Origin of the sequence: Arthrobacter sp. yr096 (genome assembly GCF_900108925.1) — a bacterium.
GTDB lineage: Bacteria > Actinomycetota > Actinomycetes > Actinomycetales > Micrococcaceae > Arthrobacter.
On sequence record NZ_FNYI01000004.1, the window covers coordinates 112491 to 132421 of the forward strand.

At 61.3% G+C, this 19931-nt stretch carries 16 protein-coding genes; 9 read left to right on the forward strand and 7 right to left on the reverse strand.

The window, feature by feature from the left end; translation table 11 throughout:
- Nucleotides 1-63: 63 nt before the first annotated feature.
- Nucleotides 64-498 carry a DoxX family protein gene (locus BMY91_RS11455; RefSeq protein ID WP_090821975.1) on the forward strand — a complete coding sequence of 145 codons (435 nt, stop codon included), beginning with the start codon at nucleotides 64-66 and terminating at the stop codon, nucleotides 496-498.
- Between the two features lie 130 nt (nucleotides 499-628).
- On the opposite strand, the gene aztD is transcribed toward BMY91_RS11455, so the two are convergent.
- A complete protein-coding gene (gene aztD, locus BMY91_RS11460) occupies nucleotides 629-1942 on the reverse strand; it encodes a zinc metallochaperone AztD (protein ID WP_256212704.1) in 1314 nt (437 codons plus the stop codon).
- 296 nt (nucleotides 1943-2238) lie between these two features.
- Between aztD and BMY91_RS23590 the strand changes: the two genes are divergently transcribed.
- The 5 genes from BMY91_RS23590 to BMY91_RS11485 all read left to right on the forward strand — a co-directional run bounded on the left by BMY91_RS23590 (nucleotide 2239) and on the right by BMY91_RS11485 (nucleotide 9073).
- The gene (locus BMY91_RS23590; RefSeq protein WP_305728417.1) at nucleotides 2239-6600 is read left to right on the forward strand and encodes a rhamnogalacturonan lyase family protein; all 4362 of its coding nucleotides are present in this window, start codon (nucleotides 2239-2241) and stop codon (nucleotides 6598-6600) included.
- 129 nt (nucleotides 6601-6729) lie between these two features.
- Nucleotides 6730-7128, forward strand: a complete 399-nt coding sequence (locus BMY91_RS11470) for a hypothetical protein (protein ID WP_254779868.1) — start codon at nucleotides 6730-6732, stop codon at nucleotides 7126-7128.
- A 2-nt stretch (nucleotides 7129-7130) separates the two neighbouring features.
- A complete protein-coding gene (locus BMY91_RS11475) occupies nucleotides 7131-7463 on the forward strand; it encodes a PEP-utilizing enzyme (protein ID WP_090821980.1) in 333 nt (110 codons plus the stop codon).
- The gene (locus BMY91_RS11480) at nucleotides 7460-8026 is read left to right on the forward strand and encodes a hypothetical protein (protein ID WP_090821981.1); all 567 of its coding nucleotides are present in this window, start codon (nucleotides 7460-7462) and stop codon (nucleotides 8024-8026) included. Before BMY91_RS11475 ends, BMY91_RS11480 begins: the two co-directional genes overlap by 4 nt.
- A gap of 72 nt (nucleotides 8027-8098) precedes the next feature.
- Complete coding sequence (locus tag BMY91_RS11485) at nucleotides 8099-9073, forward strand: acyl-CoA thioesterase (protein ID WP_090821983.1); 975 nt, start codon at nucleotides 8099-8101, stop codon at nucleotides 9071-9073.
- Between the two features lie 9 nt (nucleotides 9074-9082).
- Here BMY91_RS11485 and BMY91_RS11490 read toward each other — a convergent pair whose 3' ends face one another.
- Entirely contained in the window at nucleotides 9083-9691 is a 609-nt protein-coding gene (locus BMY91_RS11490; RefSeq protein WP_256212705.1) for an arsenate reductase/protein-tyrosine-phosphatase family protein, read from the reverse strand.
- Between the two features lie 387 nt (nucleotides 9692-10078).
- Between BMY91_RS11490 and BMY91_RS11495 the strand changes: the two genes are divergently transcribed.
- Nucleotides 10079-12646, forward strand: a complete 2568-nt coding sequence (locus BMY91_RS11495) for a LuxR C-terminal-related transcriptional regulator (protein WP_256212706.1) — start codon at nucleotides 10079-10081, stop codon at nucleotides 12644-12646.
- A gap of 97 nt (nucleotides 12647-12743) precedes the next feature.
- Nucleotides 12744-13298 carry a helix-turn-helix domain-containing protein gene (locus BMY91_RS11500; protein ID WP_143054065.1) on the forward strand — a complete coding sequence of 185 codons (555 nt, stop codon included), beginning with the start codon at nucleotides 12744-12746 and terminating at the stop codon, nucleotides 13296-13298.
- Here BMY91_RS11500 and BMY91_RS11505 read toward each other — a convergent pair.
- From BMY91_RS11505 to BMY91_RS11525, 5 genes are all read right to left on the reverse strand, one after another.
- Complete coding sequence (locus tag BMY91_RS11505; RefSeq protein ID WP_090821988.1) at nucleotides 13295-14680, reverse strand: UDP-glucose dehydrogenase family protein; 1386 nt, start codon at nucleotides 14678-14680, stop codon at nucleotides 13295-13297. The two genes, BMY91_RS11500 and BMY91_RS11505, sit on opposite strands and share 4 nt — an antisense overlap.
- A gap of 70 nt (nucleotides 14681-14750) precedes the next feature.
- On the reverse strand, nucleotides 14751-15671 hold the full coding sequence (locus tag BMY91_RS11510; RefSeq protein ID WP_090821990.1) for a nucleotidyltransferase family protein: 921 nt from the start codon (nucleotides 15669-15671) through the stop codon (nucleotides 14751-14753).
- Between the two features lie 92 nt (nucleotides 15672-15763).
- On the reverse strand, nucleotides 15764-16729 hold the full coding sequence (locus tag BMY91_RS11515; RefSeq protein ID WP_090821992.1) for a GDP-L-fucose synthase family protein: 966 nt from the start codon (nucleotides 16727-16729) through the stop codon (nucleotides 15764-15766).
- Nucleotides 16726-17763 (reverse strand): GDP-mannose 4,6-dehydratase, encoded by a 1038-nt coding sequence (gmd, locus tag BMY91_RS11520; protein WP_217639246.1) that lies wholly within the window; start codon nucleotides 17761-17763, stop codon nucleotides 16726-16728. The genes BMY91_RS11515 and gmd overlap by 4 nt, the downstream gene beginning before the upstream one ends.
- A 45-nt stretch (nucleotides 17764-17808) precedes the next feature.
- Nucleotides 17809-19035 carry a glycosyltransferase gene (locus tag BMY91_RS11525; protein ID WP_090821996.1) on the reverse strand — a complete coding sequence of 409 codons (1227 nt, stop codon included), beginning with the start codon at nucleotides 19033-19035 and terminating at the stop codon, nucleotides 17809-17811.
- 124 nt (nucleotides 19036-19159) lie between these two features.
- Between BMY91_RS11525 and BMY91_RS23115 the strand changes: the two genes are divergently transcribed.
- The gene (locus tag BMY91_RS23115; RefSeq protein ID WP_177179902.1) at nucleotides 19160-19312 is read left to right on the forward strand and encodes a hypothetical protein; all 153 of its coding nucleotides are present in this window, start codon (nucleotides 19160-19162) and stop codon (nucleotides 19310-19312) included.
- Nucleotides 19313-19931 lie beyond the last annotated feature (619 nt).

The window sequence follows — 19931 nt, forward strand, 5'->3', positions numbered from 1 at the left end:
GTTTTGGTCATAAAAAGCCACGATTAGTTGACACTTCAACTTATGTCCGCAAGGGTTGAAGATATGAACAAGTCCAGCTTGACCACCACAGCCCTGACCATCCTGCGCGTCATTGCAGGATTTCTCTTCGCCGCGCACGGTTGGCAGAAGTTCAACGAATTCACCATCGCCGGAACGCAGGCGTCCTTCGCCCAGATGGGCGTTCCCGGCGCTTCCGCAGTAGCACCGATCGTCGCAACACTGGAACTCGTGGGCGGCATCGCCCTGATCATCGGCCTTCTGACCCGGGTCTTTGCAGCACTCCTCGCCGTCAACATGCTCGGCGCCCTGTTCCTGGTGCACGCCCCGGCCGGAGTCTTTGTGGGCAATGGCGGGTACGAGCTGGTGCTCCTCTTCGCGGGCGCCGCCCTGGCTCTCGCGCTGGCCGGTGCTGGCAGGATCTCCGCCGACGCCGCACTGTTCGGCCGTTCGGGATCCAAGCTGCGCGTCCTCGCGTAACCCCCCACCCCCGGACCCTCTCTCACCTAATTGCCCTTTCACCCGGACGCTCTCTCACTTTCTTCAGGAAAGTGAGAGAGCGTCCGGCGTTAAGGAGCGATAGGTGAGAGAGCGTCCGGCGTTAAGGGGACTAGCCCGTCACGCCCGTGAGCTCGTTCGGGACATGCTCGAGCTGAGCCGACTTGGAAACCTTGCCGGCCTTCAGGTCCACCGCGTGAATGGTGCTGTTGGCTGGCTCGGTGACGAACGCCGTCGAGCCTTGAACGAACAGCGTGGGGCGCGGGTCCTGCCACGTGGCGGACTCTTCCCACGCCGCAACTACGGGAATGGTGGACGTGATAGCGCCGGAGAGCGGGTCTATGACGCGGAGGCTGCCATCAGTGCCCAACACCAGCGCCTCACCCGAAGGCCCACGGCCCAGGGAACGGAAGGAATAGCTGGTGCCGATGTCCACCAACTGCATGGTGGCGGTCTGGGTATTGACCAGCGAAATGCGTGTAGGGCGCTCCGGCTTGGCGGCCTTGTCCACTTTGTAGTCGCCCAGGATGACAGGCGACTTTTCCGAGCCGGCCTGATTGCCCAAGCGACCATAAGCATCGGGGCTGGCCACCTTGGTGATGGCGCCGTCCTTGTAAATCAGCATCCCATTCTCGCACCCAACCACCACGGCTTCACCCGCAGCAACAGCCTCGCCATGAACGCCAGGGCAGTCTTCGTTGCGCACAACTTCCGTGCGGTCCTGCCCCTTGCCGGCCGAAAGGACCGCAATCCCGGAACGGCTTTCCTCGTTGCCGAGGGTCACCAGCAGCTTGCCGTCCGCCAACTCGACGGCCACGCCGTGGTGCGCTTCCGGTGTCACATACGTGTCCGTGGCGGGCAGTTTGCCGTCCTCGACGGCAGCGGGCAGCGCGGACGTCTTGAAGCTCTCCACCTTGCCCGAACCATCGTTGAACAGCACGGTCTTGTCCGCGTGCAGCACCACATGGCCGGCCTTGCTTGCCTCGAACGCCAACCCAGTCATCTTGGGATCTGTCACGTAGTGATGGCTGTGATCGCCGTGGGGTTCGGTCCAGGCGCCGGCATCGAAGAGACGGAATGCATCGCCGGTGGAAACGAAAACGTGCCTGCCGTCGCCTGCCGGATTCAGGCGGTTGAAACCGGACATTTCCACACTTCCCACGCTCTCGAGAGAAGCAGCATCGAGAACCGCGATGCCGGCGTCGTGCGTGTAAACGAGGCGCGGAGTCGGCGCGCCGGCCTCTGTGGGGCTCGGGTCGGAACTGGCGGAAGGCGACACCTCGGCCGCACTCCCAGCCGGGCCGCCAGGGGCGCCGCACGCCGTCAACAGCAGGGTTGAAAGCACGACGGCGGCAAGTGGCGCGGCGCGCAAGCGGCCTCCGAGCGTGGTCGGGGCAGGGGTCATGGGGGTTGAGTGATGAGGCATGGGTTAAATGATATTGATTCTCATTTAGACTGCAAATCCCGCCAAGATACCCATGTCATATTGCACGGTTACGAACACAAAGAAACAAATTCTCCCGTCAATTCCTTGACGAGTCATTTCACAGACTGGTAAACATATCCCCACCGGGCAAGCGTTTTCCGAGCCCTCCACCCGCATCCCTCAGTCAACGGCCTCCCGCCAAGCAGCAGCGGACGCGTCTTGCCGGTTAATGAAACGATACAAAGTCCGACAGTGTGGTTGGGAAATACCCCCACGCGTCATCAAAGGAGATGTTCGTGAAACACCCCCCTCAACGCGCGGTCAGGACGGGCACTGCGGCCCTGACTGCCGCCGTCGCCTCAGTCGCCCTGGCCTTTACGGGTATGCCCGCAGTGCACGCTGACACATCCCTTCCCGCCGCTGGAAGCGGCTATAAGTTCGATTTCGGCCCGGGTGCCGTGGCCGACGGATACATCCGGGTCAACGCCGACACTGCGTACACAACCACCACCAAGTTTGGTTTCACTGACACTGCCGTCACATCCGGGAGCGACCGCGGAACGGCCGATGCGCTCCGCAGCGACTTCGTCCAAGTCCAGGGCAGCTCTTTCACTGTGGACCTTCCCAATGGCGACTACACCGTCAAGCTCATCGCCGGCGACGCCACTGAGTCCACGAACATCGCCATCACGGCAGAGAAGATGGCCAAGGTCCAAGCCACAGACAAACCCGCCGGCCAGTTCCTTGAGATGGAATTCCCCATCTCCTTGGTGGACGGCCAGCTCAATCTGGACATCACCGGCACCGCTGCCAAGATCAACTCCCTGGTCATCGCAGCCCGCGCTCCACGGTCTGCCACCACGGATCCCGGCGTCTATCTGGCCGGCGACTCCACCGTGCAGACCTACGATCCCGGCTACGCACCCCAAGCGGGCTGGGGACAAATGATCGACCGTTATCTGGATGACAAGGTTGCCGTCTACAACCACGCGATCGGCGGCCGCAGCTCCAAAAACTTCATCAGCCAAGGACGGCTGGACGAGATCCTCCGTGTGATCAACCCCGGCGACTACCTCATGGTCCAGTTTGGCCACAACGATGCAACCATCGGCGTGGACGACCGCTACGCGTCACCTGCCGACTACAAGGAGTACCTCCGTACCTACGTCAACGGTGCCCGCCAACGCGGAGCCACCCCCATCCTGGTCACGCCGGTGGGACGCAGGGACTTCGATGCAGCCACCGGCACGTTCCGCGTCAGCTTTCCCGAGTACGTGGACAAGATGAAGGAGCTTGCCGCTGAGGAGTCCGTTGCGCTGGTGGATCTTTCGGCCCTGAGCCGCGGCTATTACGACGCAATTGGCCTGGAAGAGACCAAATCGGTCTTCCTCCATGTCGACGCGGGCGTGTACCCGGGGCGTCCAAGCGGCACGGCTGATGACACCCATTTTCAGGAGTACGGCGCCATCCAGATCGCCCGCCTCTTGGCTGGCGGCATGAAGCAGCTCAGCGTTCCGCTGGCGTCGCGCGTCCAGGAGGTCACGCCGCCGTCGAACGTTCCTGCCAAGCCGGAGGGCTTGGTGGCAGGCAGCGTCTCCAACGCCGGCGCTCTGCTCAAGTGGCAGCAGGTTGAAGGCGCGGACGTATATAAGATCTACCGGAAACTGGCCACCGAACCGGATTCCGCCTACAAACTGGCCACCACCTCCACGGTTCCCACCACCACCCTGAACGGCCTCGAGGAAGGCACCGCTTATGCGGTGCGTGTGGCCGCCATGAACGGCAAGGGCCTCTCCGAGTACAGCGATGCTTTGGCGCTGACCACCAAACAGGCCACCTACAAGTTCGACTTCGGACCGGTCGGCGCACCTGTTGAACCCGGCTACACGGAGGTCAACCGCACCATGGCTTACTCCGCTGAGCGTGGCTACGGCTTCAAGGACACCACCGTGCTCAGCGACCGCGACCGTGGCGCAACCACCACCAATCTCCTCCGCGACTTCGTGCTGAGCGGCGCCAGCTTCGAGTTCCAGCTGGACGTCCCCAACGGCACCTACGCCCTCAAGACGTACCACAGCGACTGGATCGGCTCCACGCGAACGGACATCGCGGTGGAAGGCAAGGGCTTCGGCACTGTCACCTCGGGCAAAGCTGCTTCCGCCACCAAGGTCATCAATGAGGTCCTGGTGACCGACGGTCAGCTCAATCTCAGCATCAGCGGTTCAGGCCAGCGCCTCAACGGGCTCGAGGTCACCCCGCTCCTGGTGGGCCCCACCAATCTCAAGACCACGTCAGTTGAAGCGTCCGCCCAGCCACCCGCCGTCGGACTCGCCTGGGATGCCGTGGGCGATGCCGCCACTTATCGAGTGTTCCGCCAGGCACCGTTTGAGTCCTCTCCCCAGCGGATTGCCGAAAACGTTTCCGGGCCTTCCTACTCGGACACCACCGCAATCGCCGGCCTCTCCTATAAGTACTACGTCACTGCCGTGGACCGAACCGGCCTGGAGTCCGTTCCATCCAACACCCTGGACGTTCCGCTGATCGATCCCGCCACCGCTGCACCCGTTGCACCGGAAAAGCTGAAAACCAAGAAAGTGGAAAAGACCAGCGTTTCGCTTCAGTGGGGCGAGGTTACGGGCTCGACGGCGTACCTCGTCTACCGCTCGACGGCACCTGACGGGGCCTTCTCCTACGTTGGCAAGACCGACGATAAGAAGTTCACCGACACCACCGTCCTGACCACCATCAAGTACTACTACCGGGTTACCGCGTTGAATCCGGGCGGCGAATCCGTGCCGTCAGCCACCGTTGGTACCGAAGATGTGGTGGTCCTGGACCGTCAGATGGAAAAGCTTGACCGGGCACCCGTCGCCGTTCCCACGGCAGAGGGCATCCGGATCGGCTGGCGCATGCTGGGCCTGGATGAGGACAAGATCGGCTTCAACGTCTTCCGCGACGGAAAGAAGATCACGGCCCAACCCGTTACCAACAGCACCAGCTACCTGGACGCTACGGGCACTGCCACCTCCAAGTACGTGATCAAGGTAGCCGGAGGTGGAAGCAGCGGCGAGAAGGAGACCAAGGAATTCAGCCCGCTGGCCCAGGATTACCTCGCCATCAAACTGGACAAACCGGCGGACGACTACACCAAGGACGGGCAGCCCTACAGCTACTCGGCCGGTGACGCCACCGTAGCCGACCTGGACGGCGACGGGCGTTACGAGATCATCCAGATGTGGTCGCCGTCCAACTCCAAGGACAACTCGCAGGCCGGCTACACAGGTACGGTCTACGTGGACGCCTACACCATGGAAGGCGCCAAGCTCTGGCGCATCAACCTTGGCCCGAACATCCGCGCCGGCGCCCACTACACGCAAGTCCTCGCCTATGACTTCGACGGTGACGGCAAGGCCGAAGTGGCCATGAAAACCGCCGATGGGACCCGGGATGCTGCCGGTACGGTGATCGGCAATGCCAATGCCGACTACCGGAACAGCAGCGGCTACGTCCTCACTGGCGACGAGTTCCTGACCGTCTTCCACGGACAGACCGGCACCATCATGGACACGGTCGCCTACGACCCGCCGCGCGGGGATGTCGGCGCCTGGGGAGATACGTACGGAAATCGCGTGGACCGTTTCCTGGGCGCCGTTGCTTACCTGGACGGCGAGCATCCCTCGATGATGTTCAGCCGCGGCTATTACACGCGTGCCGTGCTGGCTACCTATGACTTGGTGGGCGGCAAGATCGTGAAGCGTTGGGTCTTCGATTCCAACGTTTCCGGTGACCAGTACCGGGGCATGGGCAACCACAACCTGTCAGTTGCTGACGTCGACGCCGATGGCAAGGATGAGTTCATCTTCGGTTCGATGACCATCGACGACAATGGGCAGCCGCTCTACACCACCGGCCTGGGCCACGGCGACGCCATCCACACCAGTGACCTGGATCCGTCGCGTCCTGGCTTGGAGACCTTCGCAGTCCACGAGGACATGGGCTCCAGCGGAAACCTCGGTGCAACCTTCCGCGACTCCGCCACCGGCGAAGTCCTCTGGAGCATCCCTGCAGTCAAGGACACGGGGCGCGGCGCTGCCGGCGACATCGATCCCCGCTACCTGGGCGCTGAAGCGTGGGCCATCGGCGGCGACGCTGCGTGGAACTCGCCAGTCGGCGAACTCCGCTCGGCCAAGGGTGAGTTGCTGTCCACCAACATCCCGGCTGCCAATTTCCTGGCCTGGTGGGATGGCGACCTGCTCCGGGAGATCGTGGACCACGACTGGGATGCTGCCGCAAACAGCGGCACCCCGAGCATCAGCAAGTGGAACTGGAACACCCAAACCAGTGATCGCCTGCTGACTGCCACCGGTGCAAAGACCAACAACAGCACCAAGGGAACCCCTGCGATCCAGGCCGATCTGCTGGGTGACTGGCGCGAGGAGATCGCGTGGCGCTCAGCTGACAGCACCGAGCTGCGGATCTACACCACCACGTCCGGGACCGATGTTCGTCTCCGCACGTTGATGCACGATCCTGTGTACCGGACATCGGTTGCCCGCGAGAACATCGCGTACAACCAACCACCACATCCGGGCTTCTATATCGGCGTAGGCATGGAAGCCCCATCTATGCCGAAAATTGCATATACGGGAGGAAAGTAGCTTTCGGGCTCGACGTTGCGCGCTGCCCCGGGACCTGATGGTGCCGGGGCAGCGCTTTTCCCTCAGCAACGCCATAGCCCTAATCAACACTCTGTTGACAACAAACTGTTGATACCCAAAGCTATGCGAATGATCGAAACCACTGACGCCCACGATGCCAAGCTGGCCGAACTCCATTCACAGGCAACCCAGCTGCTCCTCGAAAGGGGCGCTTCGGAACTTCCCGCCCGACCCTGGCTTCACGGGAAGCAGCCACCTTCCGCCATGGACCTGATCCAGCACGTTCTATGGCGTTCACGGGGACAGGACAGGGTTCCCGATGCCTCGGATCTCCGGGCCGCCCTCGCGCTGGTGGCTGCCGCCCGAGACGAGATGGACGCCGTCGAGACCGCACTTTTGTTCCTTGCCCGGGCCGAGGGACTGACCTGGCCGCAGATTGCGGAGAGCTTGGGGCTGCGCTCAGCGCAGGCTGCCCAGCAACGGCTGGACCGGCTCGCAGACCGTCCACATTCACCGGCCAGAGGCTGACCATGACTGTGGTGCTGACCGGAACAGCTGCGAGCGCGGGCACAACCCACGGCCCTGCCCGGCCCATTCACGGACCCGACGATTTTGGCCGCTTCCAATCGGGCGACGTCCTTGTATGCCGCACCACGGACCCCGCGTGGACTCCCCTGTTCGGCATGGCATCGGCGGTAATCACGGAGACTGGTGGAACGTTGTCGCACGCCGCAATCGTCGCCCGGGAATTCGGAATCCCTGCCGTGCTGGGCGTTCGTGACGCCCTGGTGCTGCTCGCCAATGGACAGCCCGTGGCCGTGGACGGAGCGCGGGGAACAGTCACCCTGATGGACGCCCCGTGAATCTCCTTACCTTGCATGCTGTTCGTCTTCTTGGGTTCGCAGACACAGCGGCGGTTGCCGAGCGCTTCGCCCAGGACTCCGGTGAGGTGGAGTCCCAACTCATCGACGCCGGGGTGAACGGCCTGGTTCTGCGCAGTACCTTCGCCGGGGAAGGCGGCTGGTCGTTGTCGAGTCTGGGACGGGTTGAGAATGAGCGGCTGCTGGCTGATGAACTGGACCACGCGGGTGCGTGGAGCACGGTGCTGGCCGTGCATGACGATTTCGCGGAGTTCAACACAGGCGTCGTCGGTGCCTGCAGCGCCATCCAGTTGCAGCCTTCCGCCCACAGTGACGCCGTGGATGTTTTGATAGGCGCCTTGGCGGCATGGCGTCCTTTGGAAACCCGGCTGGCCGAACTGTTGCCCAGGTTCGCCGGCTACTCTGAGCGACTGCTCCGCGCCATCAAGCTGGCTGTAGAGGATCCGGCCTGGTTTACCGCCACCGATCGCGATTCCTTCCACCGCGTCTGGTTCGAAGTGCACGAGGACCTTATTGCCACCCTCGGGATCCAGCGAGGACCGTGAGTGTCTGCCGGGGTGGACAGCCGGGACCGACTTACTGGCGTAACAGAAACCCGCCGACAGTAAACTTCCAGCATGAGCGACGCTGCCGGCAATTCCGTGACCCTCCGCTTCCTTGCGGCCCCCACCGACGTCGGGCACAGCGGCTCTGTGGATGCCGGCACCGTCCTTGAATGGGTGGACAAGGCTGCCTATGCGGCTGCGGTGGGTTGGGCCAAGAGCTATTGCGTCACGGCCTATGTGGGCAACATCCACTTCACAGATCCGGTGAACAGCGGGGACATGGTGGAGGTGACCTCCACCATCGTGTACACGGGACGCTCCTCCATGCACATCCACACCGTGGTCAGCTCCCGGGATCCAAAAGGTGGCCCGGAGACCATGCACAGTCAGTGCATGGTGATCTTCGTCGCCGTGGGTCCGGACGGCAAGCCAATTCCGGTTCCCCAATTTGAGCCGTCCACGCCCGCGGAGATCGAGCAGCGTGACCACGCTCTGGCTCGCATCGAAGTTCGTGAACAGATCGTCAACGCGATGAACGCGCAGGAATATACCGACGCCGGGACCGCCGAGCGCGTCGTCCTGCGGTTCATGGCGTCCCCCACTGATGTGAACTGGGGCGGCAAGGTCCACGGCGGCATTGTGATGAAGTGGATCGACGAAGCTGCGTACGTCTGCGCCTCCCGTTACTGCGGCAAGGATACCGTTGCGGTGTTCTCCGGCGGTGTCCGTTTCTACAGGCCCCTGTTGATCGGGCACATCGTCGAGGTGGAGGCTCGCCTGGTCTACACGGGCGCCAAGGGCATGCACGTCGCGGTGCATGTCCGCTCGGGGGATCCCAAGACCGGAGAGTTGAACCTGACCACGTACTGCCTCACGGTGATGGTGGCGCGTGACGAAACAGGGACTGCGGTGCCCATCCCTGCGTGGGTACCGGTGTCCGACGAGGATGTGAAGCTGCACGCACACGCCCGCGAACTGCTGGAAATCCGCGGACGGGCTCCAGGGAACAGGCTGCCGGATCATCTGACGAAGCTCGCTGGAAGCTAGGGGACCCACCTACTTGGCGCGCAGGGCCACGGCAGCTTCAATAATGGTGCTGAGGCTAGGCAACATTTCCTGCGTCATCTGATCATAGGCACCGGGGCCGAGCCTGTAAGGATCGGTCACGTCGTCATGTTCTGCCACGCTGGCTGCCGCGTGCTGGCGTCCACGGTAGGCCTCGGCCACCAATCCGGGCCAGGTTCCTTCCCGTTGAAGGCGCAATGGCATGTGGTCCAGAATCCGGGCGAATTCCCGCAAGGTGAACGTGCGTTTCAAGGCCGAGGGGGAAAGGGCCAACACCTCTGGCCTATGAGACCGGGCAAGCACCAGCACAAGGTCGGCTCTGGCAATGTGTTCTTCCTCGAGCTGGCGCGCCCGAAAGTCCTCCAGGCCAACTCCCAGCTGTGCTGCGATGGTGAGCGATCCGGGTTGGGCCGGATTGCCTGAATGCGCAAAAGTGCCGGCGCTGGATACCTCGAACGCTCCCGGCGATGCCTCGTCCAGTCCTGCCTGGAGGAGACGTTCAGCCAAGGGCGAGCGGCAGATATTGCCGGTACAAACCACTAATATCCCGAAGGCATCCGTGCGCCCCCGTGCTTCGGGCTGCTGATGGATGTGACTCAAGCGCCCCCCAATGGTGATGGAACAGTCCGGACATGCTGGGGCGATTTCCAGAGTGAAACCGTTCCAAGACGAAAGTGTTCACGAAAGAGTGAGTCGATGCCAAATCGGCTGCTGCATTTCCGTCTTCGCCCGCATTCATCCGGCCGGGTTGGACCAAATCCCTGCGCACGGCACCGCTCCCTCCAGGAAAGAACCCCGGCTATTCCACAACACGAATCGGGGCGACTGGACACTTGAAGTTTGAACAAATACGGCAATGGGGGTGGGCTTCCTCATCTTCGATGCCTCTCGGACGAATCAGGCATCGAACAGCAGCAAGGCTTTTTGGCAACATCACGTGGTCGAACAGCCGCTTCCATAAGGGGTCAGCAGTTGTATAAGCAGAAGATGAACAGTGTCCTGGACTACGTTGCAAAGGGGCTGGGCGTAAGAATCGTCGGTGCGCCCGGGAGTGGCCGTTCCACTCTGCTCAAGAACGTCGTGGCAAAGCTGGAAGAGGACGGGGCCACGGTCTACACCATGTTCGCCGCGCCTGCTCTGGCCGCTGTGCCTTTTGCCGGCATTCTTTCCCTGGGCCTGGACCTCCGTTCCAGGACAATCGGAATCCTCGGCATCGTGGACCTTCTGTCGGTGCAGATGGCCAGGACCGGCGTGCATTTGATAGCGATCGACGATCTCGAGAATCTGGACCGGGAGTCATCGGCAGTGGTTGATGTCCTGCGCAGCAGGAGCAATGTCCCTCTGATCACCACCATGAATGACAGGCCGTTCCAGGCCAAGAGCTCCGGCCACTTGGTGAGCATTCCTGAAGCGACAGTGTCGCTCACGCCGCTGGGATACGAACAGATCAGCAAACTCATCATGAACACCCTGGGTCACCCCGCAGACGTGAACGTGGTGGCGGGCATTCTTAACAAGTCGGGAGGCAATCTGCGGCTGGCCGTCCGAATCATCGAAACGTCCGTCCTCAGTGAACGCCTTATTCTCAAGGATGGCCGTTGGTGCATGAACGGCACCAAACTGATGAACGAACACCTCCACGGCACAGTGGAAGCCCTGCTTCAGGGGTTGCGACCGGAGGAAGTCCGGGCCCTCAACAAAATGTCGCTCCTTGGTCCCAGTCCCGTTGACCGCCTTGTTGCTGCCGTGGGTGAGGAGGTGCTGGACACTCTCGAATACAACGGGTTGATTTCAGTCATAGAAGGTCCGGACCACAATCTCCTGGCAGCTGTTTTCCCACCGATAGTCGACGATTACCTTCGCGCCCACACGCTGAGCTCGCGCAGGATTCTCCAGAGCGCGGTGACAGATCACGTCGTTGAAGAACCGGGTGATCATCATGTGCAGGCGGCCGATGATTTGCTGTCCGCTTCCATGGTGGTGCTACGCGCTGAAATGGGCAGCAACCACGCGGCGGCCACCCGGTATTTTCAGCAGAGGCTCCACTCTCTTGAAGAACAGCATTATCAGGCGTGGGAACGGGATCGGAGCCTCTCCAACGCTGTCGCGGTCCTGAATGTCTACTGGGGGGCGCCAACCAACCCCCACAGGATCCAGGAGGTTCTCCGCCGGACTGACTCCGATCGCGGTGAAACAACGGACCTGTTTTTCTTCACCATGTCCTTGGCCTGGTGGCAGTTCTCACGTGAAAAGAACCTGCCCGGCGCGATAGCCACCATGCACGCGCTATCTTCCAGTCAACCGGAATTACGGCACGAGGCGGAAGCGTTCCTGATGTTCCTTGCCACGTCCAACGGCAGGATCTCCAGCCACCAGGACCAGCAACTCCCCGATCCAACAGTGCAGGGTCCGGACGGCAGCATCATCCCAGCCGTCAGGGGACTGCTGGAGCTTTACCGCCTGAACCCCCAAGGAGCACTCGGCGCACTGGATTCAGCGGTAGGTACCGGCAACTGCCGGCGCTTCGACTCTTTCATTCGCGGAATGGCAATGCTCTCCAGCGGACGTGAGGAGGAAGCACTCGTCATGGCACTCGACTGCCGGGAAAAGGCCCTGCAGGACGTCGATCAGTTCGCCTTTGTAAGCCAAAGTTACATAGCTGCATTGTCCCTGCTCCATCACGGTTTGTTTGACGAGGCGGAATACCTCATGGGCCGCGCCTTCTCGTTGGGAAAACCGGGATTCCTTGTGGACTCGTTGCACAGTGCCATGCTGCGATTGTCATCGTTGCGCGATGCGGTGCCAAGGAGCGCCCTCGGAGCCACGTCAGAGGCACACGGGCGGGATATTGGCCCCGTCCCTGGTATCGGAACGGGTTTGCACGATCTCGCCGCCAGCCGGCCAGCCAGCGCCAAAGCCTTCGATGAGCGCGCCAGCAGGAGCATCGAGAGGTCCCTTCAGCACGGTTTTATCTTCGAAGCCATGCATACGGGGCTCTTCGCCCTGGGACTTCTCCCTGGCCCCCGCATCCGGGGTCTCGTCGGGAAGATCCTGGAAGATCGTGGGATCACAGTCCACCATCAGCTCCTCACCATCGCTGACGCGGCCATCGAGATGGACCTTCCCCGGCTCCGGCACCTGCTCGACACGTACGTGCTGGACGGCGACACGTTCCAGGTGTCCATGGTGCTTAGGGGTGCGGAGCAGCGGTGCCAGCTCAGCGGAGAGCCCGGTGCCGCGGCCGAAATCAGGCGGGCAGCCAAGGACTTCACAGCCCGCTTCCGTATGGCGGGGACCTTGTTGAACTTCCGGTCAGAACCACCCGGTTCGTCCCTGACCCTGAGGGAGATTGAAGTTGCCCTCGTCGCCGGGCAGCAGAGCAACCAGGACATCGCCGAGCAATTCGGCATCAGTATCCGGACTGTGGAAAGCCACATATCCAATGCGCTGCGGAAGACGGACACCACCACTCGAAAGCAGCTCGCCGATCTCATTCGAAATGCGCCGAAGCCCATGGCATCGGGTTCCCCGGGGGTCTCCCCAACTTCCGCCTAAGGCGCCTCGACCATGTGCCGGGGCCTTACACATTCCGGACCCTGTTCACAGCCTGCGGGCCCTGAGCAGTAGATCCACCAAGACAGGAGTTACAGAGTTGCCCCAAATACTAGTCGTCAGCCAGCAGCGGCAATTCACTGCACTCATCCAATGGGTCACCAGCTCGTTGCACCCCGCGTCCTCAAGGAACTTGTCCGTGGTGGATGGGACATTGCCCGGGCTTGAAGAGAACGTGGTTGACCTGGTCCGTGACGGCTACCGCGTTCTTGTATACGGTGGCGTTCTCCACAGCTCCCACGTCTTACGTCTGATGGACCTCGGCGTACGGGGCTACGTACCTGAGACGGCTACGCTTCCCAACCTGCTGGCAGCAGTCAGGAGCGTTGCCGACGGCGGTACGCATCTGCCGTTTGATCCTGCCTCCGGCCGGGACTATGTACCCCTGACCACTGCCGAGGAAGTCGCAGCCAACGCCTATTTCCTGGGGGACGAGGAACTCCCCCGGATCGAAGTGGCCAGGCGTTTGGGAATTGCCGACTCAACGCTCCGGAACCAACTGGCATCGGTACGGCGAAAGCTTGGAATCCCCCCGCAGGCCAGCCGAACAGCGGTGAGCCGGCGTTACCGCGCTACCGTGAGGCAATCGGTTTAACCTCCCGCGGCAGGACCCAAACTCAGCTGGAGTGCCGTACTGGCTGGCCTCCCGGTCTCCTCGCTCACCGGAAAGCGTCGTCCAAGCGATCCAACAGACCATCCAGCGTCTTCCCACCTTGCGGCATCCAGTATGTTCCGCCCGTCGATAATCCTGCGGGTTTCCGTATGTGCTGAAAGAACTTCCGGCGTCAGGGCTTTAAACTCGTCCCACTCGGTGAGAAGAAGGACCAGGTCCGCATTCTTTACGGCGTCCACCATCGATGTCACGTAAGTAAGCTGTGGCGATCGTCTGGAGGCGTTGGCGTTGCCCGCGGGGTCGTACACCAACACCTCCGCCCCTTCGTCGAAGAGCTTGCCGGCAACATCCAGGGCTGGAGAGTCGCGGACATCGTCGCTGTTGGGTTTGAACGCTACGCCAAGGATGGCGATCCTGCTTTGCGATAGTGAACCAAGCATCAATCGGGCCAGATGGACTGCCCGTTCCCGCCGCCTCAAATTGATCTCATCCATCTCATCGAGGAAGCGCATGCTGCGTTCCAAGCCGAGTTCCACAGTGCGGGCTTGAAGGGCCCGGATGTCCTTGGGCAGGCATCCACCACCGAACCCGATGCCAGCGTTCAGGAAGCGGCGGCCAATCCGCGCGTCGAGGCCGATGGCGTCCGCAAGCGTCCGAATGTCGCCACCGATCACCTCCGTTACCTCGGAAAAAGCATTGATGAACGAGATTTTCGTTGCGAGAAACGCGTTTGCAGCCACCTTAACGAGCTCCGCAGTCTCAAAGTCCGTAGCGATCAGCGGTACGCCGGATGCTATGGCGGTCGCATAAACCTCCCGCAGAATTTCCTCGTCCTCACGCGACTCCACACCAATGACCAGCCGGTCAGGGGTCAACGTGTCCACAACGGCAAAGCCCTCCCGGAGGAACTCGGGATTCCAGGCAAGGCTCACCGAAACCCCGGGACGTTTGTTATCACGGACAAGGGTTTTCAGGCGCCGGGTGGTTCCCACCGGCACCGTCGACTTCCCGACGATGAGGGAATCCTTGGTGATATTCCGGGCGAGAGAAATCGTGGCAGCGTCAACAAACTGCATATCGGCAGCACCCTCGCCGGTGCGCTGGGGCGTTCCAACACCTATGAAGTGCACATCCCCCCAGGCGCCCACCTCCTCGTAGGAAGTAGTAAAGCGAAGACGTCCGCTGTTCACATGCTTTCGGAGAAGTTCGGGCAGGCCTGGCTCATGGAAAGGCAGCAGTCCTTCTGAGAGAGATGCCACCCTCGACGGGTCGATATCGAGTCCGAGCACCTCATAGCCGAGTTCGGCCATACAGGCGGCGTGGGTGGCACCAAGGTAGCCGGTGCCGATGACGGTAATGCGCATGAATCCTCGCTTTTCGGAATGAAAACTTTGATCAGATCTAAGGGGGCCGCAGTGCACCCTGCTTATCCGGCTATTTCCGGATTCGGGCACGGATTTCGCGTACTTCCTTCAGGGTTTGGATCCCCTCGGTGAAGCTCCGCCACAGTCGACGGAATCTAAAGGACGATTGCTGCCAGTAACTGGTGTTGCGAAGTTCAAGGTCATGCCAGCTGAGGGAGTCCCGGGACGGGAACAGCGCCTGCCACAGCGCAGCCGGCTTCTTGGTCCACGGGATCTGGATGAGATGAAAGAGACGTAACGTGGCGGACCTTTGCGCCGTCGTCCGCAGAACCCAATCAAGAGGTGGCTCTCCAAGGTCAAGGGCCCGGGTCTCCGGCAAGGCGGCAAACACCGGGCCCAGTGGACCCGATGCGCCCAGCTCCACAGCCCTGTCGTAGTGTTCTCGGGACGATGCTGATATGTGTCCTACGCAAAAGGCGACGTCGCCATGGAGGACTCCCTTGGCTGGACTTCGCAATGCGTGCAGCAGCGTGACCAGAAGTGCGTCGTTGCGGGACAGAGTCCATGCCGGACGGCCGCCTAGCTCAATGCGTTGCCTCGCAAGCCACAGACGTTCGAAAACCACGGACTCATCCTCGTAAAACCCCGGGAACCTCCAGTGAACGTCTATGTCGGAGGGCCACCCTGCGTTGAAAAGAGTGGTCGAATGGTCAGGGAACGCGTCAGAGACTTCCCGAATCCTGGCCTCCCACCCACCTTGCTCAAGCGCGGTCAGCAGGGTCTCCAGATCAGAGCGCAGGAGAAGGACGTCCAGATCGAGCGATTGCCTTTCCGGCCGGGCATCGACCATCGTGGCTGCTGGGCCTTTGATGAGAAGAACCCGGATGTTGCTTTTCTCTGCCACGTGGGACACCAGCGCCGCCGATAGCCTGATGGACTCGTCCATCCTGAGAATTTCTGCCGGAGATGCTGCCTGAACCTGCGATCTCATACCCAGTCGCCGCCCAATGCGGTCATGAACGTCCAAGCAGGGACGTGGCACCGGCCGGCCACCGCCTGTAAAAAGTGAAGCGGTGCCACCGCCTAATCCCTGAAACCGTTCCGGTTCTCCTTGAACCAGGCGTAGGTGGCCTCGATCCCTTCCTGCAGGGAAATGCTGGCTGTCCACCCCAGAGACTCAAGCTTTCCCACATCCATGAGCTTCCGGGGCGTACCATCCGGCTTCGTCTCGTCCCACTCAATGGCGCCTTCATAGCCGACAGTCCGGGCGACCATTCCGGCTAGCTCTTTGATGGTCATGTCAACGCCAACGCCAACGTTCACATGTTCCGCGCCGTCGTAGTTTTCCAGCAGGTGCAAGCAGGCAGCAGCCAAATCGTCCACGTGAAGAAATTCGCGCCGTGGTGCGCCCGTTCCCCAGTTGGTTACCGTGGTTTCTTCGCGAACCCGGGCCTCGTCAAATCGGCGGATAAGGGCCGGCAGCACATGGGATCCGCGTGCAGAGAAGTTGTCCCCAGGGCCGTAGAGATTGGTGGGCATAGCGGAAATCCACGGCAGGCCATACTGCTGCCTGACGGCTTGCACCTGCATGATTCCCGAAATCTTGGCAATCGCGTATGCCTCGTTGGTCTCTTCCAACGGACCCGTCAGGAGATACTCCTCCTTGAGGGGTTGGGGAGCCATCCTGGGGTAAATGCAGGATGAACCCAAAAACAGCAGACGTTCCACTCCATATTTTTGGGCTGCATCCATGACATTCACTTGGATTTGCATATTTTCACTGAGGAAATCCACCGGGTACGTCTTATTGGCGAGAATGCCGCCAACCTTCGCGGCGGCCAGCGCCACGTAGCGGGGCCTCTCCTTCTCGAAGAAATCAAAGACAGCGGTACGATTCCTCAGATCCAGCTCTTTGGATGATTTCCCGATCGTGTTCGTGAAACCTTCGGCATTGAGCTTCCGCCACAGCGCGGAACCAACCAATCCTCCATGCCCGCCGACATAGAAGGGGGCCGCCCGATCAAGCTGTCCTGGCGTGAACATTGTCATCGGGCGAGGGCCTTCCAGGACTTCAGATCAACGGCATCGATCCAGGGATTTCCGCCGTGCTTCAGGGCTTCAATATCGGCATCCACCATGAGGCGGGCCAGCTCCGGCGTCTTCACCGTAGGTTCCCAGCCCAGCTTTGCCTTGGCCTTTGAATAGTCGCCAATGAGGGCCTCCACCTCGGTGGGACGCAGGTAACGCTCATCGAAGCGGACGTAGTCTTCCCAGTTCATGTCAGCGTGTTCAAACGAGTACTGAAGGAAGTCCTTGACGGTGAAGCCCTCGTTGGTGGCAAGCACATAGTCATCAGGCTCATCCACCTGGAGCATGCGCCACATGCCCTCGACGTACTCCGCTGCGTAACCCCAGTCGCGGACCGCTTGCAGGTTCCCCATGTACAGCTCCGACTGCTTGCCGGCCTTTATCGCCGCGACAGCGCGTGTGATCTTGCGGGTCACGAAAGTTTCACCACGTCGCGGCGATTCGTGGTTGAACAAGATGCCGTTAACGGCAAACATGCCGTAGGCCTCCCGATAGTTCTTGGTCATCCAGTAGCTGTAAACCTTGGCGGCCCCGTACGGAGAGCGGGGATAGAAGGGGGTTTCCTCATCCTGCGGCGGTGGAGTGGCGCCGAACATCTCTGACGAGGATGCTTGGTAGAAGCGCGTCTCGATACCAGCCATGCGCACGGCTTCCAGGAGCCTGATGGTGCCAATTCCAGTCGTGTTGCCGGTGTGCTCCGGTTCGTCGAACGAAACCCTGACGTGGGACTGGGCGGCCAGGTTGTAGACCTCATCCGGACGAATTTCTGCCAGCAGCGTCACCAGGCGGGCGCCGTCGGAAAGGTCCCCGTAGTGCAGGAAGATGCGCGCGTCACTGTTGTGCGGGTCCACATAAAGATGATCGATTCGTGCCGTGTTAAAGGTCGAGGAGCGACGGATCAGGCCATGCACCTCATAGCCTTTTGAGAGCAGTAGTTCGGCGAGGTACGAGCCGTCCTGGCCCGTTATTCCTGTGATAAGCGCTTTCTTGACCAAAGTTCTTTCCTTCTTGTCGTACATCTGAATGTGGCAAATCTCGTATCAGTGAGAGCGTTTCCGCGACGCGAGGTCGCTCAACCAGGCGGCGTAGTTGTCCACGGCCACCTTTTCGGAAAGGACCTTCTCGCTGTACTGTTGGCCCGCGGCGCCGAACTCCCTGGCCGAACCGGGATCCTCGCGGAGGAGTTCAATCGCTGCCACCAAGTCCTCCGGAGTGCCGGGCTCGGCCCGGACACCGGCTCCTGCTGCCGACAACTCGTGCGAGGTTGCGCTGCCCGCCTCGGTGGCGGCAACTACCGGCAGACCTGTCACGAAGTAACTAGTCAGCTTGCTCGGCACCGACATTTCCCGGACACCCGGACGCTCGTTGACTATCAGTACGTCGGCCGATCGCAGCGCCTCCGAGTAGGCGCGGTCCGGAAGAGGCTCGAGGAACTGGAGCCTGTCGACGCCATATCCCTCGGATTCGAGGAAGCGCCGTTGGTTGCCATTGCCCAGCAGCACAAACCGGACATCGCTTCCGCCCCGCTCTGCCACACCTGCGGCGGCGACGAGATTCTCCAGCCCTTGCTTCACGCCCATATTTCCCGCATGCAGGGCAACAAAGTCCGTTGGCGCCCAGCCCAGCCGGTCCCGGGCCGCCGACCTGTCGAACGAATGGTGGTGGCGGACGTGGGTCCAATTTCGAATCACCCGGACGCGGTCCGCGGGCACTCCCAACTCATCTACAAGGTGGTCACGAAAACGTTCGTGAATTACGCTGACTCCGTCTGCAGCCTTGAGGATCGCGGATTCGATGCGCTTCATGACTGAAGCCAGCGGCGATGGCGCAGCGCTGGTTTCCTCCATCCCCTTGCTGTACAGATCCTGAACCCAGATGCCAACGGGGACGCGGAAGATCCGTGCTCGAAGAATGGCGAACGCCGCAGAGAAGAGGGCGGGACTGACAACCAGGACCACGTCGGGGCGATGCCAGCGCTCAAGCACAGTGCGGGCCCCAAAGGTAACTTCCATGATGAAGCGCCCAATTCCGTTGGGCCGTCGCGGGACCGTTGAACGGAGCCGCTTGACGGGCACGGCTTCCAGATTCTCCTCCATGGAGAGGCCTTTGTATCCGTCGGCGATCTTCCATTGCGGATAGTGGGGGTATCCAGTCAGCACGTTGACCGTGACCCCGCGCGCGGCCAGTCCCTGAGCGAGTTTGGTGGTGTAGGGGGCATTACCGCTGGGTTCCGGGGCGTAATTCAGTCCCACGATCAGCGTCTTCATGAGTCCTTGCCGATGCGATGGACGCTCAATGGAGGGGTGGACGCCGGATGCGGTACGGATTCACACGTCACAGGGGGCCTACAGGCCAACGGCCAAGCAACAGCGGCCCAAACAGAGTGACAACATGACCCAGTACGATGCCCGCAATGAGTACGATCCGCCTGCCCTTTTCATGAGACCGCAACTTGGTCTGGTCAGGGATCTCCAGTCCTTCGTAAAGAACTGGGCTTTGAGCCACGATCTGGGGTTCCAGGGCACGGGCATGGCCCGGAATTGATGGTGAACAAGCCACCACCCTCGTCTTGGTGTCCATTTTTCCTCAGCATTCTGTGATTCGGATACCACTAGATTGTTGTTGGAGATCAATGCCCCCTAGACCGGAAATACCCGACTTTCTACGTGGTCGGGTAGGACCCCACATAGCCCACGCTCCGCCACCTGGGCCTGATGACACTCCTTATCGCCGCACGGGAAGCAGTGGATGCGGCCAGCGCTGAAGTCCATCGGTGTTCCGCCTGCACCTCGGCGGCTCCGTGGCGCTACATCGGGTATTACGTATGGCCGCCAGGGACATCTGCGTGTGGGTGGTGGGTGATGCGAAAACCACGCGGGCAATACGTGGTTTGCGGGGCGGCAGGACCACTCCGGGGCTAGAGCTTGCCCCTCCACGCAGGTGGCCATGGCATCCATACGTAATGCGTGGCGAGCCGCCACGGAGGCATCTGAAAGGGCCTGTCCGGCGGTCAACCCCACCACCTAGAAAGGGAGGCCCATTGGGTCTAGGGGGAGCCAACCCCCAACCACAATCTAGTGGTATCCGAATCACAGAATGCTGAGGACAAAATGGACACCACGACGAGGGCGGTGGCGTGTTCACCACCGATCACAGACGACGC